The 14,235-nt window shown below is 60.9% G+C and carries 15 protein-coding genes; 6 read left to right on the forward strand and 9 right to left on the reverse strand.

The window, feature by feature from the left end; genetic code table 11:
* The 5 genes from PMI34_RS19890 to PMI34_RS19870 form a co-directional block, all read right to left on the reverse strand.
* On the reverse strand, window positions 1-296 hold a 296-nt coding region (locus tag PMI34_RS19890), incomplete at its 3' end, for a gamma-butyrobetaine hydroxylase-like domain-containing protein (RefSeq protein ID WP_008048131.1).
* A 13-nt stretch (window positions 297-309) separates the two neighbouring features.
* Complete coding sequence (locus PMI34_RS19885; RefSeq protein ID WP_008048134.1) at window positions 310-786, reverse strand: thioesterase family protein; 477 nt, start codon at window positions 784-786, stop codon at window positions 310-312.
* Window positions 787-965: 179 nt separating this feature from the next.
* Window positions 966-1,931 (reverse strand): L-carnitine dehydrogenase, encoded by a 966-nt coding sequence (locus PMI34_RS19880; RefSeq protein WP_008048148.1) that lies wholly within the window; start codon window positions 1,929-1,931, stop codon window positions 966-968.
* Window positions 1,932-2,073: 142 nt separating this feature from the next.
* Window positions 2,074-2,961, reverse strand: coding sequence for a 3-keto-5-aminohexanoate cleavage protein (locus tag PMI34_RS19875; protein WP_008048151.1), 888 nt, complete (start codon window positions 2,959-2,961; stop codon window positions 2,074-2,076).
* A gap of 95 nt (window positions 2,962-3,056) precedes the next feature.
* Complete coding sequence (locus tag PMI34_RS19870) at window positions 3,057-4,001, reverse strand: choline ABC transporter substrate-binding protein (RefSeq protein ID WP_008048161.1); 945 nt, start codon at window positions 3,999-4,001, stop codon at window positions 3,057-3,059.
* Between the two features lie 224 nt (window positions 4,002-4,225).
* On the opposite strand from PMI34_RS19870, the gene PMI34_RS19865 reads away from it, so the two are divergent.
* Window positions 4,226-5,170, forward strand: a complete 945-nt coding sequence (locus PMI34_RS19865; RefSeq protein ID WP_008048163.1) for a GlxA family transcriptional regulator — start codon at window positions 4,226-4,228, stop codon at window positions 5,168-5,170.
* Window positions 5,171-5,295: 125 nt separating this feature from the next.
* On the opposite strand, the gene PMI34_RS19860 is transcribed toward PMI34_RS19865, so the two are convergent.
* From PMI34_RS19860 to PMI34_RS19845, 4 genes are all read right to left on the reverse strand, one after another.
* Window positions 5,296-5,712 (reverse strand): DUF3010 family protein, encoded by a 417-nt coding sequence (locus PMI34_RS19860; protein ID WP_008048165.1) that lies wholly within the window; start codon window positions 5,710-5,712, stop codon window positions 5,296-5,298.
* A 33-nt stretch (window positions 5,713-5,745) separates the two neighbouring features.
* Window positions 5,746-6,069, reverse strand: coding sequence for a helix-turn-helix domain-containing protein (locus tag PMI34_RS19855; protein ID WP_007975501.1), 324 nt, complete (start codon window positions 6,067-6,069; stop codon window positions 5,746-5,748).
* Window positions 6,053-6,307, reverse strand: coding sequence for a type II toxin-antitoxin system RelE family toxin (locus PMI34_RS19850; protein WP_008048166.1), 255 nt, complete (start codon window positions 6,305-6,307; stop codon window positions 6,053-6,055). Before PMI34_RS19850 ends, PMI34_RS19855 begins: the two co-directional genes overlap by 17 nt.
* 212 nt (window positions 6,308-6,519) lie before the next feature.
* Window positions 6,520-6,921: a lysozyme inhibitor LprI family protein gene (locus PMI34_RS19845; RefSeq protein ID WP_008048167.1), complete on the reverse strand. Its 402-nt coding sequence runs from the start codon at window positions 6,919-6,921 to the stop codon at window positions 6,520-6,522.
* Window positions 6,922-7,157: 236 nt separating this feature from the next.
* Between PMI34_RS19845 and PMI34_RS19840 the strand changes: the two genes are divergently transcribed.
* The 5 genes from PMI34_RS19840 (at window position 7,158) to etfA (ending at window position 14,228) form a co-directional block, all read left to right on the forward strand.
* On the forward strand, window positions 7,158-8,135 hold the full coding sequence (locus PMI34_RS19840; protein WP_032829497.1) for a dipeptidase: 978 nt from the start codon (window positions 7,158-7,160) through the stop codon (window positions 8,133-8,135).
* A gap of 162 nt (window positions 8,136-8,297) precedes the next feature.
* Complete coding sequence (locus tag PMI34_RS19835; protein ID WP_008048169.1) at window positions 8,298-8,828, forward strand: DUF5943 domain-containing protein; 531 nt, start codon at window positions 8,298-8,300, stop codon at window positions 8,826-8,828.
* Between the two features lie 15 nt (window positions 8,829-8,843).
* A complete protein-coding gene (dgcA, locus tag PMI34_RS19830) occupies window positions 8,844-10,904 on the forward strand; it encodes a dimethylglycine demethylation protein DgcA (protein WP_007975506.1) in 2,061 nt (686 codons plus the stop codon).
* 154 nt (window positions 10,905-11,058) lie between these two features.
* On the forward strand, window positions 11,059-13,008 hold the full coding sequence (gene dgcB / locus PMI34_RS19825; RefSeq protein ID WP_008048175.1) for a dimethylglycine demethylation protein DgcB: 1,950 nt from the start codon (window positions 11,059-11,061) through the stop codon (window positions 13,006-13,008).
* Entirely contained in the window at window positions 13,008-14,228 is a 1,221-nt protein-coding gene (gene etfA, locus PMI34_RS19820) for an electron transfer flavoprotein subunit alpha (protein ID WP_008048176.1), read from the forward strand. The genes dgcB and etfA overlap by 1 nt, the downstream gene beginning before the upstream one ends.
* Window positions 14,229-14,235 lie beyond the last annotated feature (7 nt).

The raw sequence follows: 14,235 nt of genomic DNA on the forward strand, positions 1-14,235 counted from the left end.
AAGCGGCTGCCGTGGCCGTCCTGCCAATCCACTGCCAGGCAGCCATCGCTGTCTATACGGGCGTTATCGGGCATCAGATCTTGAGCCACATCGACGATTTCCAGCACTTGCTCGCGGGTCACGGTGTAGACGCACTGCGGGCACGGGCAGTTATCCCGCAGCCATTGATGGTGGAAAGGGCTGACGCGATTGTCGGCCCACTTCACCAGAACACGGTCCGCCAGGGTCTGCACGCCAGTCAGCGCGCTGATCAACGGATAGGTACGAAAGTCGGCAAATGCTGCGGCGGTGTTCATGGCGATCTCCTTGTTATTTTTTTGGGGGTAATGCGATCACTCGGCCAATGTAGTCGGGCGCTGGCAGGTCCGCCTGTTCGGCGACGATGGCTTGCAGCCGGCTCAAGGACTGTTCGCTGAACGGCGCCGAACGCGGCCCGGCGAGATCCACGTGCAGCAGCATCTGTTCGTTGCCGGCAAGTTCCTGGGCATCACCGACCAGATGCAGGCTGTGATAGAGGTGCACGCGCTTGCTGTCGTGGGCGATGATTTGGGTGTGCACTTCGACTTGGGCGTCGAGCTTCACTTCGTGCAGGTAGTTCAGGTGCAGTTCGAGGGTGAACAGCGAGTTGCCACTGGCCTCGCGGCTGTTGCTGTCCAGGCCCAGGCGATCCATCAGGGCATCGGTGGCGTAGCTGAAAATCAGCAGGTAGAAGGCGTCGCGCAGGTGGCCGTTGTAGTCGACCCAGTCGGGGATGATGGTGGTCTGGTAGGTGGTGAGGGTGGGCATGATGTTAGTTCCAACATTGATGGTGACTGGGCTGCCGTCTTCGCGGGCAAGTCGAATCGTCGCACCGCCGCTCCCACAGTGATTTGTGGTGTGAACACTGACTTGTTCACTCAGCAGAACCCTGTGGGAGCGGACTTGCCCGCGAAGAGGTCGGTACTGCTGGCCTCATAACGTAAGGTTTACTCGCTGAAGGCCATCCCATGCTTCTCTTTGGTGGTCTTCACCGCCTCCAGCACTGCCAGCAGGCAGTCATCACGATAGCGCTCCAGCGCCGAAATGCTGTGTTTGCCCAGTTGATCGCTGGTGCCATCGACCACGTCGTCGATCAGTTTGTCGGTCAGTTCCGGTGCTGGCAGGTAGGTCCACGGCAATTGCAATGCCGGGCCGAACTGTGCCATGAAGTGGTGCATGCCGGCATCGCCACCGGCCAGGGTATAGGTCAGGAAGGTGCCCATGAACGACCAGCGCAAGCCCGCGCCGAAGCGGATGGCATCGTCGATTTCGCCGGTGGTCGCCACGCCGTCGTTGACCAGGTGCAGCGCCTCACGCCATAGCGCTTCGAGCAGGCGGTCGGCGATGAAACCCGGTACTTCCTTGCGCACGTGCAGCGGGCGCATCCCCAGGGATTCATAAACCTTCATGGCCGCTTGCACCGCTTCAGGGGCGGTGTTTTTGCCACCGACCACTTCCACCAGTGGCAGCAGGTAAACCGGGTTGAACGGGTGACCGACCACGCAACGTTCCGGGTGGATGGCGCTCTCGTAGAACTCGCTTGGCAGCAGGCCGGAAGTGCTGGAACCGATCAACGCATTGGGCTTGGCCGCCGCACTGATTTTGCTGTGCAGGTCCAGTTTCAGCTCCAGTCGTTCCGGGGCGCTCTCCTGGATGAAATCGGCATCGCGCACGCACTCTTCGATGGTCGCGACAAAGCGCAGGCGATCCTGCGATGCACCCGGCGCCAGGCCTTGTTTCTCCAGCGCGCCCCAGGCATTGGCGACACGTTTGCGCAAGGCCGCTTCGGCGCCGGGGGCCGGGTCCCAGGCCACTACATCCAGACCATGGGCGAGGGCGCGGGACACCCAACCGCTGCCGATGACACCACTGCCCAGCGCTGCGAAGGTTTTGATTTCGGTGATAAAGCTCATGGTGGTTTCCTAAAGAGTTCAGAGATCCCTTGTGGGAGCGGGCTTGCTCGCGAAAACGGTGGTTCTACCGCTGAAGATGTGCCGGATGTACCGGCCTCTTCGCGAGCAAGCCCGCTCCCACAGGGTGAGGTGCAGGTTCGGATTAGCCGCGCTTGGTCAGGCCCATTTTTGCCCGGCCTTCAGCCGGAGTCAGGACGCGGGCACCGAGGCGGCTGAGGATTTCGCCAGCGCGCTCGACCAGTTGGCCGTTGGTCGCCAGCACGCCCTTGTCCAGCCACAGGTTGTCTTCCAGACCGACCCGCACGTTGCCGCCGAGCAACACCGCTTGCGCCGCCATCGGCATCTGCATCCGGCCGATACCGAAGCCGGCCCAGACCGCGTCGGCCGGCAGGTTGTCGACCATGGCTTTCATGGTGGTGGTGTCTGCCGGCGCGCCCCAAGGGATGCCCAGGCACAGCTGGAACAACGGGTTGTCGAGCAGGCCTTCCTTGATCATCTGCTTGGCGAACCACAGGTGGCCGGTGTCGAAGATTTCCAGCTCGGCTTTCACGCCCAGCTCTTGAATGCGTTTGGCGCCAGCGCGCAGCTGGGCCGGGGTGGAGACGTAAATGGTGTCGCCGTCGCCGAAGTTCAGGGTGCCGCAGTCGAGGGTGCAGATTTCCGGCAGCAGTTCTTCGACGTGGGCCAGGCGGGTCAGCGGGCCAACCAGGTCGGTGTTCGGGCCAAATTCCATCGGATTCTCGCCGGCACCGATCTCCAGGTCGCCACCCATGCCGGCGGTGAGGTTGACGATGATGTCGACGTCCGCCTCGCGGATGCGCTCCATCACTTCGCGGTACAGCGCCACGTCGCGGCTGAACTTGCCGGTTTGTGGGTCACGCACATGGCAGTGAACCACGGTGGCGCCGGCCTTGGCAGCCTCCACGGCGGCAGCGGCGATTTGTTTCGGGGTGACCGGCACATGTGGGCTCTTGGCGGTCGTGTCGCCAGCACCGGTGAGTGCGCAGGTGATGATGACGTCGTGGTTCATTTGGCGGTTCCTTACAGGCGAGTTTTTGGCTTTGGCCAGGCGTGGTGGTTCCGTTCGCAGCCCTTTGGGGCTGCGAGTCGGTGGTTCGTTCGGGTTTATTTAGTGGTCAGTTGCAGGTTTTCAGCGGCCGGTTTGCCATCGAAGGTGGTGACGCCTTCAAGCCAGCGCTTTTTGTCCTGCGGGTGATCCTTGATCCATTGTTTGGCCGACTCGAAAGCGTCCTTGTGATCCAGCAGCGGCTGCATCATCCGGCTCTCGTCTTCGGCGGTGAACGTCAGGTTGCTCAGCAGGCGACCGATGTTCGGGCATTGCTCGGCGTATGTCGGTGCAGTGACGGTCCACACCGTGGCCTTTCCTTCGTCCGGCCCAAGGGCGTTTTCACTGCCGGTGAGGTAGGTCATTTTCACGTTGACGTTCATCGGGTGCGGCGCCCAGCCGAAGAACACCACGGCTTCGTTGCGACGTACGGCGCGATCCACGGCGGCGAGCATGCCGGCTTCACTGGACTCGACCAGCTGGAACTTGCCGAGGCCAAACTGGTTCTTGGAGATCATCGCCTTGATCTGGGTGTTGGCGCCCGAGCCAGGCTCGATGCCGTAGATCTTGCCGCCCAGTTCCTTTTCGAATTTGGCGATGTCAGCGAAGGTTTTCAGGCCCTTGTCGGCGAGGTAGGTCGGCACGGCGAGGGTCGCGCGGGCGTCCTGCAGGCTTGGCGCTTCAAGCACCTTGACCTGTTTGGCGTCGACGAACGGGGTGATGGTCTGGGTCATCAGCGGGTTCCAGTAGCCGAGGAACAGGTCCAGTCGCTGGTCGCGGATCCCGGCGAAGATGATTTGCTGGGAGGCGCTGGTTTGTTTGGTGCTGTAGCCGAGGCCATCGAGCAATACCTGGGTCATGGCACTGGTGGCGATCACGTCGGTCCAGTTCACTACACCCATGCGCACGTTCTGGCATGCGGCGGGTTCGGCGGCCATGACACTGGCGCTCAGCAAAGCGGTACCACTGAGTGCAAGAACACAGCTGCTGATCAGTCGTTTCATCTCAGGTTCCTCGGCAGTTCGTTTATTGTGAGTTCCGGTGTCTGATGCGCCGGTGATGCCAAGTTACGCAGCAAAGCACCGATGAAAGCGCACTGCGGCGACAAGCTCTTGCACTGCAGCGACCTGTGCTCTTGAATGCCGCTCGCAAGTGGCGTATCAACATCCCTACGCTGCCCGCCCTCTCGTTACCTGGCCTCCTGTTACCTGCTAAGCGAGTGCGCTCCATGTCCCAGGATTTCTACTTCTTGTTGATGCCGGGTTTCTCGGCCATCGGATTTATCTCGGCCATCGAGCCGTTGCGGGTCGCCAATCGCTTTCGCGGCGAGCTCTATCGCTGGCATGTGCTGAGCGCGGATGGCGGGGCGGTGCTGGCCAGCAACGGCATGTCGGTCAACGCCGATGCGGCGCTGGAACCGCTGAAGAAAGGCGCGACACTGCTGGTGGTCGCCGGGTTCGAACCGCTGAAGTTCACCACCCCGGCGCTGGAACACTGGCTGCGCCGCCTGGACAACGAAGGAGTGACCCTCGGCGCCATCGATACCGGTAGCTTCATCCTCGCCGAGGCGGGTTTGCTCGACGGCCATCGCCTGACCCTGCACTGGGAAGCCATCGACGCCTTCAAGGAATCCTATCCACAGCTCAGCGTCACCCAGGAATTGTTCGAGATCGACCGCCGTCGCATCACGTCCGCCGGAGGTACCGCTTCCATTGATTTAATGCTGGATCTGATTGCCCAGGCCCACGGCCCGGAACTGGCGATCCGGGTCAGCGAGCAATTCGTGCTCGGCCGCATCCGCCCGCGCAAAGACCACCAGCGCATGGAAGTCGCCACCCGTTATGGCATCAGCAACAAGAAACTGGTGCATGTGATCGGTGAGATGGAGCAGCACAGCGAACCACCGCTGAGCACGCTGGAACTGGCGGAATCGATCAAGGTGACGCGGCGACAACTGGAGCGCCTGTTTCGCCTGCACCTGAACGACACGCCGAGTAATTTCTATCTGCGGTTGAGGCTGGAGAAGGCGCGGCAGTTATTGCGGCAAACAGACATGAGTGTGCTGGAGGTGAGCATTGCCTGCGGGTTTGAATCGCCGTCGTATTTCACTCGCAGCTATCGGGCGAAGTATGAGCGCTGCCCGCGGGAGGATCGGCGTACCGCCAATGCCTGAACACCTGATATCCCTGTGGGAGCGGGCTTGCTCGCGAATGCGATGTACCAGTCGACATTTAAATTGACTGACCTACCGCCTTCGCGAGCAAGCCCGCTCCCACATTTGTACGGTGGCGCCTGGAGTTACTTCTTCACCAACGCCGAACATGCCGCTTTATAGGCCTCATGCTGATACTTGTTCAGCGTCCCTGGCAGTTCGAAATTGTGTTTTTTAGCCTGGGCATTGATGGTCTGCGGCGACAGCAAGCTCACTTCGCAATTCTCCAGCAACTGGAAAACCCCCTCGATCTTGAAGGTGGTCGGCCCGCCAGCGAACTCGCCTTTCTTGCTGCGCTTCTTGATCGCGATGCGGTCGATGGAATTCTCACGAACAAACGAAGCGACCTGAGCGGCGAACACTTTGACGTTGGCGGCTTCGTCGTCATCGTCCAGGGCAATTTTCTTGGTGGCGAGCGCGACATGGCCCAGCGCCTGACCGTCCAGCGTGGCGACGGCGATGATCGCTTCGCTGCCTTTGATTTCGATGCCGCAGACTTTCATGTTCAATCCCATTAGTGACAGAGGGTGTGCAGCTTACAGCTCAAGTTGAGTGGCGGTGATACCAAACGCCGCGGCGATCTTTTCGCGGGTGGCCTTGCGAGGCTTGGCGACTGTTTCCTGTTGGGCAAATGCCGGCTGGGATATACCCATTCGTTTGGCCACTTCATCCTGGGTAAGGTTCAAGTGTTCGCGCCAGGCGCGAATTGGGGTAGCGCCATCGACAATGCGGCTCACCACCTCGTGAGGGATCAAATCGGGCTCGATTTTCTGTGCCACGTATTGTGCATAGGGAATGACAACAAAGGCTGGATTGCCTTCGGCGTCGTTGATGATTTGGATGTCAGTAGGTGCGTTCATCGCGTTTTTTGACCTCTTGAATACTGTCCACTTTGATCGCGCCATCCCAGTCGAACATAACCCGGTAATTACCGACACGCAGCCGATAAGTGTAGTCATGACCGATCAGTGCTTTGACATTGCCTACATCGGGCATGTCTGCCAGCGCCGTGATGGCATCACGAACCTGAATCTGGTGAACGGAATGCAATCTCAAGAGTTGCTTAACGGCCTTTCGAGTCCAGTGGATGCTATTCATGAAAGAATATAAGTCTTTTATAAGATTTGCGAATATTTACTTATATTTTTCAGGTGCACAATCAACAACAATTATCAGCATGTTGCGTGAAAAGCCCACAGATTGGGGCTTTCAGGCAATACGTGTAGGCAGGGGGAGAGCGTGTTGTAGGAAAAAGGGAAAGTGCTGTTGAAAGCTGGACGCAGTTCCAGCTTTCACCGGAATATTCAGGACTATTCCTGCCCAATCGACTCCAAAAACTCCGACCGTTCATCGCTCATCCGCGCCACACAATCGTTCTGGGCAATGGTCAACGCCTTGCTGCCGGCGGTGGCCGGGAAGGTTTCGACGGCGCAGTCTGCGTCGCGGGTCTTCAGCCACTGCTGTTGGGCGGCTTTGATCCTGGCGGTGATGTCGGTCAGTTGCGACGGGTTTTTGCCGTACTGCGACTGCATGCGTTCGGTCAGGCCCTGGAGGTTTTCCTTGAGCAGGTCTTCGGCGGTGGTTTTGCTGAAGGCCGAGCATTCCAGGGTCTGGACGTCGTTTTCGACTTTGTCGCACGGGTTGTCGTCGGACACCTCCGCTGCGCGTACGCCGGTCGCAATCAGTGCCATTGCCAGAATGATCGATTTCATTATCGTCGCCGCTCTTGTCCAGTGAAGCATCCAGTGATGCGGCGAATTCTGGCCCAAGCCGAGGGCCTTGAACAGGTCGGAGATTGTGCCGTGCGACGACCCTTTGTCGCGGATTGACGCTTTCGGCAATTCCCCTGTCGTTTTTGCACCCGGGCGCCGAGGCACCGAGGCATATGCTGGCCCCAAAGCGCCGGCAGACGATTCGGCGCATGAATCGCCAACAAGGGGACAGCCTGATGAGCCCAGCCGAATTGCACGCCGACAGCATCGTTATCGACGGGCTGATTATCGCCAAGTGGAACCGTGAACTGTTCGAAGACATGCGCAAGGGCGGTTTGACCGCAGCCAACTGCACTGTGTCGGTGTGGGAGGGCTTCCAGGCCACCGTCAACAACATTGCCGCGAGCCAGAAGCTGATCCGCGAGAACAGCGACCTGGTGATTCCGGTCCGCACCACCGCCGACATCCGTAAAGCCAAGGAGCAGGGCAAGACCGGCATCCTTTTCGGCTTCCAGAATGCCCACGCCTTTGAAGACCAGATCGGCTATGTCGAGGTGTTCAAGCAACTCGGCGTCGGCATCGTGCAGATGTGCTACAACACCCAGAACCTGGTAGGCACCGGCTGCTACGAGCGTGACGGCGGCCTGTCGGGCTTCGGTCGCGAAATCGTCGCCGAGATGAACCGGGTTGGCGTGATGTGCGACCTGTCCCACGTCGGTTCCAAGACTTCCGAAGAAGTCATCCTCGAATCGAAGAAACCGGTCTGCTACTCCCACTGCCTGCCGTCGGGGCTCAAGGAGCACCCGCGCAACAAGTCCGATGAAGAACTCAAGTTCATTGCCGACCACGGTGGCTTTGTTGGCGTGACCATGTTCGCGCCATTCCTGGCCAAGGGCATCGATTCGACCATCGACGACTACGCCGAAGCCATCGAGTACGTGATGAACATCGTCGGCGAAGACGCCATCGGCATCGGCACCGACTTCACCCAGGGCCATGGCCAGGACTTCTTCGAGTACCTGACCCACGACAAGGGCTACGCCCGCCGCCTGACCAGCTTCGGCAAGATCATCAACCCGCTGGGCATCCGCACCGTGGGCGAGTTCCCGAACCTGACCGAAACCCTGCTCAAGCGCGGCCACTCCGAGCGAGTGGTACGCAAGATCATGGGCGAAAACTGGGTGAACGTCCTGAAAGACGTTTGGGGCGAATAAGCCCACTTTGAACAACGATCCCTTGTAGCAGCTGCCGAGGTACGACGCTGCGTCGGGCTGCGAAGCGGCCCCCGAGGGCGGTCCTACGGACACGCAACGCAGCCTCGTACCTCGGCAGCTGCTACGCAAAACACACAACGAATTTTCTGGAGTTAAGTTTCCATGGCCAAGATCGCCCCGCAATTGCCAATCGAAGTCGACAGCGAAACCGGTGTCTGGACCTCCGACGCCCTGCCGATGCTGTACGTGCCGCGCCATTTCTTCGTCAACAACCACATGGGCATCGAGGAAGTGCTGGGCGCCGAAGCCTATGCCGAAATCCTCTACAAGGCCGGCTACAAGTCCGCCTGGCACTGGTGTGAAAAAGAAGCCGAATGCCACGGCCTGGAAGGCGTCGCGGTGTTCGAGCACTACATGAAACGCCTGTCGCAGCGCGGCTGGGGCCTGTTCAAGATCCAGGACATCGACCTCGACAAAGGCACCGCCAGCGTCAAGCTCGAACACTCGGCATTCGTCTACGTGTACGGCAAGGTCGGGCGCAAGGTCGACTACATGTTCACTGGCTGGTTTGCAGGGGCGATGGACCAGATCCTCGCCGCTCGCGGCAGCAAGATCCGCACCGTGGCCGAACAAGTCTACGGTGGCTCCGAAGAGGGCCACGAAGACGGCTTGTTCACCGTCAAGCCGTTGTAAGTCGAGGAACCCGCCATGGCTTTCGAAGCAATGTTCCAGCCGATCCAGATCGGCAAACTGACCATCCGCAACCGCGTGCTCAGCACCGCGCACGCCGAGGTCTATGCCACCGACGGCGGCATGACCACCGATCGGTACGTCAAGTACTACGAAGAGAAAGCCAAGGGCGGGATCGGCCTGGCGATTTGCGGCGGTTCGTCCGTGGTGGCCATCGACAGTCCGCAGGAATGGTGGAGTTCGGTGAACCTGTCCACCGACCGCATCATTCCGCACTTCCAGAATCTGGCCGATGCCATGCATAAGCACGGCGCCAAGATCATGATCCAGATTACCCACATGGGCCGTCGCTCGCGTTGGGACGGCTTCAACTGGCCGACGCTGATGTCGCCGTCGGGTGTGCGCGAGCCGGTGCACCGTGCCACTTGCAAAACCATCGAGCCGGAAGAGATCTGGCGGGTGATCGGTAACTACGCTCAAGCGGCCCGCCGCGCCAAGGCCGGTGGCCTGGACGGTGTCGAACTGTCGGCGGTGCATCAGCACATGATCGACCAGTTCTGGAGCCCGCGGGTCAACAAGCGTACCGACGAATGGGGCGGCACCTTCGAAGGCCGGATGAAGTTCGGTCTGGAAGTCTTGAAAGCCGTACGCGCCGAGGTCGGTGACGATTTCTGCGTGGGCATGCGCATCTGTGGTGACGAGTTCCACCCGGATGGCCTGTCCCACGAAGACATGAAGCAGATCGCCAAGTATTACGACGATACCGGCATGCTCGACTTCATCGGCGTCGTGGGTTCGGGTTGCGACACCCACAACACCCTGGCCAACGTGATTCCGAACATGAGCTATCCGCCGGAGCCGTTCCTGCACCTGGCTGCCGGCATCAAGGAAGTGGTCAAGGTTCCAGTGCTGCACGCGCAGAACATCAAGGACCCGAACCAGGCCACGCGTATCCTGGAAGGCGGTTACGTCGACATGGTCGGCATGACCCGCGCGCACATCGCCGACCCGCACCTGATCGCCAAGATCAAAATGGGCCAGATCGACCAGATCAAACAATGCGTCGGTGCCAACTACTGCATCGACCGTCAGTATCAGGGCCTGGATGTGCTGTGCATTCAGAACGCTGCTACCTCTCGTGAATACATGGGCCTGCCGCACATCATCGAAAAAACCACTGGCGTGAAACGCAAGGTGGTGGTGGTCGGCGCCGGTCCTGCCGGGATGGAGGCCGCCCGCGTGGCCGCCGAGCGTGGCCACGACGTGACCCTGTTCGAGAAAAAGGAATTCATCGGCGGGCAGATCACCACCGCATCGAAAGCCCCGCAACGGGACCAGATCGCCGGTATCACCCGCTGGTATCAACTGGAACTGGCGCGGTTGAAAGTCGACCTGCGCCTGGGTACCGCGGCTGACGCGCCAACCATCATGGACCTGCGTCCGGACGTGGTGGTGCTGGCCGTCGGCGGTCATCCGTTCATCGAGCAGAACGAACACTGGGGCGCGGCTGAAGGCCTGGTGGTCAGCAGTTGGGACATCCTCGACGGCAAGGTTGCACCGGGCAAGAACGTGCTGGTCTACGACACCATTTGCGAATTCACCGGCATGTCGACCGCTGACTTCATCGCGGACAAGGGCAGCCAGGTCGAGATCGTTACCGACGACATCAAGCCGGGCGTCGCCATCGGGGGTACATCGTTCCCGACTTACTACCGCAGCATGTACCCGAAAGAAGTGATCATGACCGGCGACATGATGCTGGAGAAGGTCTACCGCGAAGGCGACAAGCTGGTGGCGGTACTGGAAAACGAATACACCGGTGCCAAAGAGGAGCGGGTGGTTGACCAGGTGGTCGTGGAAAACGGCGTGCGTCCGGACGAAGAAATCTACTACGCGCTGAAGGAAGGCTCGCGCAACAAAGGCCAGATCGACGTCGAAGCCTTGTTCGCGATCAAGCCGCAACCTTGCCTGGAGCAGAGCGGCGACGGCTACCTGTTGTTCCGCATCGGCGACTGCGTGGCCCAGCGTAACGTGCACGCGGCGATCTATGACGCGCTGCGGTTGTGCAAGGATTTCTAAAGGCTGCACTTGACCCTGTGGGAGCGGGCTTGCCCGCGAATGCAATCTGTCTGCCGACATTGATGTCGACTGACCCACCGCTTTCGCGGGCAAGCCCGCTCCCACAGGAACCGCCGACCGCGTTTTTCCAAGATGTACTGGTGGGAGCTTCACCATGTTGAACACCCTTCTTCCAATCCTGTTGTTCGCTGCCCTCGGCCTTGGTGTCCTGGGCGCGTTTCGGCGGGTGGCCATGTGGCGCCGGGGCCGGGCTTCGAAAGTCGACCTGATCGGTGGCCTGCTGGCCATGCCCAAGCGCTACATGGTCGACTTGCACCATGTGGTGGCGCGGGACAAATACATTGCCAACACCCACGTCGCTACGGCCGGCGGTGCGGTGGCGTCCATCGTGCTGGCGATTCTGGTGCATGGTTTCGGCCTGCATAACCGCTTCCTCGGCTATGCGCTGTTGCTGATGACGGCGATCATGTTCGTCGGCGGGATCTTTGTTTACCTGCGTCGACGCAACCCGCCGGCGCGCCTGTCGAAAGGCCCGTGGATGCGCCTGCCGAAAAGCCTGCTGGCGTTCTCGGCTTCGTTCTTCCTGTTGACCCTGCCGGTGGCCGGGATCCTCCCGGAAAACTTCGGTGGCTGGCTGTTGGCGGCGATTCTCGGGGTTGGCGTGTTGTGGGGCGTGTCGGAACTGTTCTTCGGCATGACCTGGGGCGGGCCGATGAAGCACGCCTTCGCCGGTGCGCTGCACCTGGCCTGGCACCGTCGCGCCGAGCGTTTCGGTGGTGGTCGTTCCACGGGCCTCAAGCCTCTGGACTTGAACGACCCGACTGCGCCACTGGGCGTCGAAAAACCCAAGGATTTCACCTGGAACCAGTTGCTCGGCTTCGACGCCTGTGTGCAGTGCGGTAAATGCGAAGCCGCGTGCCCGGCGTTCGCCGCCGGTCAGCCGCTGAACCCGAAAAAACTGATTCAGGACATGGTCGTCGGCCTGGCCGGTGGCACCGATGCCAAGTTCGCCGGCAGCCCGTATCCGGGCAAACCGATTGGTGAGCACGCCGGTAATCCGCATCAACCGATCGTCAACGGTCTGGTGGATGCCGAGACCCTGTGGTCGTGCACCACCTGCCGCGCCTGCGTCGAGGAATGCCCGATGATGATCGAGCACGTCGATGCCATTGTCGACATGCGCCGTCATCTGACCCTGGAAAAAGGCGCGACCCCGAACAAGGGGGCCGAAGTCCTGGAGAACCTGATCGCCACCGACAACCCGGGCGGTTTCGCACCGGGCGGGCGGATGAACTGGGCGGCGGATTTGAACCTCAATTTGCTCAGCGAAAAGAAATCCACCGACGTGCTGTTCTGGGTCGGCGACGGTGCGTTCGACATGCGCAACCAGCGCACTCTGCGTGCCTTCGTCAAAGTGCTGAAAGCGGCCAAGGTCGACTTCGCAGTGCTTGGCCTTGAAGAGCGTGACAGTGGTGACGTGGCACGACGCCTGGGCGACGAAGCGACCTTCCAGCTGTTGGCCAAACGCAACATCCAGACCCTGGCCAAGTACAGCTTCAACCGCATCGTCACCTGCGATCCTCACAGTTTCCACGTGCTGAAGAACGAGTACGGCGCCTTCGATGGCAACTACCTGGTGCAGCACCACAGCACCTACATGGCGGAAATCATCGATGCTGGCGCGCTCAATCTCGGTCAGCACAAAGGCGACAGCGTTACTTATCACGACCCGTGCTACCTCGGCCGCTACAACGGCGAATACGAGGCGCCGCGTCAGGTCCTGCGCGCCCTGGGGATCGAAGTGAAAGAGATGCAACGTTCCGGCTTCCGCTCCCGCTGCTGCGGCGGTGGCGGCGGCGCGCCGATCACCGACATTCCCGGCAAGCAGCGGATTCCCGACATGCGCATGGAGGACATCCGTGAAACCGGCGCCGAACTGGTGGCAGTGGGTTGTCCACAGTGCACCGCGATGCTCGAAGGCGTGGTCGAACCACGGCCGTTGATCAAGGACATCGCCGAACTGGTGGCTGATGCGCTGCTCGAAGACGCCGCGCCGGGAAAGCCTTCGGCACCGGCCAAACGTGAACCTGCGGAGGTGCACTGATGAGCGACATTATCCGCCGCGACCCACGGGCCGAATGGATCGCCCGCAACCGTCTGCACCCGCTGCACGCGGCCATGCAGCCGGCGCAACACAGCTGGATGGGGCCTAACGGTGTCATCCGCAAGAATCCTCATGGCATCGGTTTCATTGGCCCCAACGGCATCAAGCGTATCGATCGTAGCGGCGCTCAGCAGGGTGGAGCGACAAAACGTTCAGCCGCTGTTGAGGTGCAATTGCCGCTACATCAGGTGGCCGCGCCGGCGTTTTACATCAGCGTGGTGCCGGACATGGTCGGTGGCCGCTTGAGCAGCCACGACCGTGACCTGCTGGGCCTGGCCCATCAACTGGCCGGCAAGGACGGCGCGGTGCTGGCCGTGGTCTTCGGTGAGCACAAGGAAAACGCTTTCGCCACGGCTGGCGTGGATCGCTTGCTGGTGCTGAAAGGCGACGAGTTTAGCGGTTATGCACCGGAACAACGGGTCCAGGGACTGCGGGCTGTGGATAACCAGTTCAGCCCACGTCATTGGTTGCTGCCGGACAGCCGCAGCGGTGGTGGTGAGTTGGGTCGACGCTTTGCCGCCGCATTGGGCGAACGCCCGGCCACGCGGGTCTGGCAGGTCAAGGATCAGGAGTGCATCGGCCGCGCCGGTGCGGGTTTGCAAGACCTTGCGCGTCCCGTGGCTCGCTTGATTCTGGCCGCTGCCGAATGCGCCGAACCGGTCAGCGAAACCCGTCACGAAGCCTTGCCCGTGGAGTTATCCACAACCGTGGCACGCAGCCTGTCGCGGATCGAAGATCTGGGCGCAGTGGCCGTCGATCCGGCGGCAATCCCCATGGCCGAAGCCGAGTTCATTTTCTCCGGCGGCAACGGGGTCAAGGACTGGGGACTTTTCCACAGGACCGCCGAGGCCCTTGGCGCGACCGAAGGTGCCTCCCGGGTGGCGGTGGACGACGGCTTCATGGCCCGCGACCGCCAGGTCGGCGCGTCCGGTACCTGGGTCACCGCACGGGTCTATGTGGCGGTGGGGATTTCCGGGGCGATCCAGCACCTGCAAGGCATTGGTGCCTGCGACAAGGTGGTGGCGATCAACCTCGACCCTGGCTGCGACATGATCAAGCGCGCGGACCTCTCGGTGATCGGTGAGAGCGCGGAGATTCTTCAAGCCTTGATCGAGGCGGTAGAGGCTTACCGCAACGACGCCAAGCGCGATGCGGCTTAAGGGAAGG

The organism is Pseudomonas sp. GM74, assembly GCF_000282455.1.
Lineage (GTDB): Bacteria > Pseudomonadota > Gammaproteobacteria > Pseudomonadales > Pseudomonadaceae > Aquipseudomonas.

Coding starts and splice junctions, on each gene's coding strand:
- etfA (WP_008048176.1), top strand. CDS start 13,008: ATGAGCGACATTATCCGCCGCGACCCACGGGCCGAATGGATCGCCCGC.
- dgcA (WP_007975506.1), top strand. CDS start 8,844: ATGGCTTTCGAAGCAATGTTCCAGCCGATCCAGATCGGCAAACTGACC.
- PMI34_RS19885 (WP_008048134.1), bottom strand. CDS start 786: ATGCCCACCCTCACCACCTACCAGACCACCATCATCCCCGACTGGGTC.
- PMI34_RS19845 (WP_008048167.1), bottom strand. CDS start 6,921: ATGAAATCGATCATTCTGGCAATGGCACTGATTGCGACCGGCGTACGC.
- PMI34_RS19835 (WP_008048169.1), top strand. CDS start 8,298: ATGGCCAAGATCGCCCCGCAATTGCCAATCGAAGTCGACAGCGAAACC.
- dgcB (WP_008048175.1), top strand. CDS start 11,059: ATGTTGAACACCCTTCTTCCAATCCTGTTGTTCGCTGCCCTCGGCCTT.
- PMI34_RS19840 (WP_032829497.1), top strand. CDS start 7,158: ATGAGCCCAGCCGAATTGCACGCCGACAGCATCGTTATCGACGGGCTG.
- PMI34_RS19860 (WP_008048165.1), bottom strand. CDS start 5,712: ATGAAAGTCTGCGGCATCGAAATCAAAGGCAGCGAAGCGATCATCGCC.
- PMI34_RS19855 (WP_007975501.1), bottom strand. CDS start 6,069: ATGAACGCACCTACTGACATCCAAATCATCAACGACGCCGAAGGCAAT.
- PMI34_RS19880 (WP_008048148.1), bottom strand. CDS start 1,931: ATGAGCTTTATCACCGAAATCAAAACCTTCGCAGCGCTGGGCAGTGGT.
- PMI34_RS19870 (WP_008048161.1), bottom strand. CDS start 4,001: ATGAAACGACTGATCAGCAGCTGTGTTCTTGCACTCAGTGGTACCGCT.
- PMI34_RS19850 (WP_008048166.1), bottom strand. CDS start 6,307: ATGAATAGCATCCACTGGACTCGAAAGGCCGTTAAGCAACTCTTGAGA.
- PMI34_RS19875 (WP_008048151.1), bottom strand. CDS start 2,961: ATGAACCACGACGTCATCATCACCTGCGCACTCACCGGTGCTGGCGAC.
- PMI34_RS19865 (WP_008048163.1), top strand. CDS start 4,226: ATGTCCCAGGATTTCTACTTCTTGTTGATGCCGGGTTTCTCGGCCATC.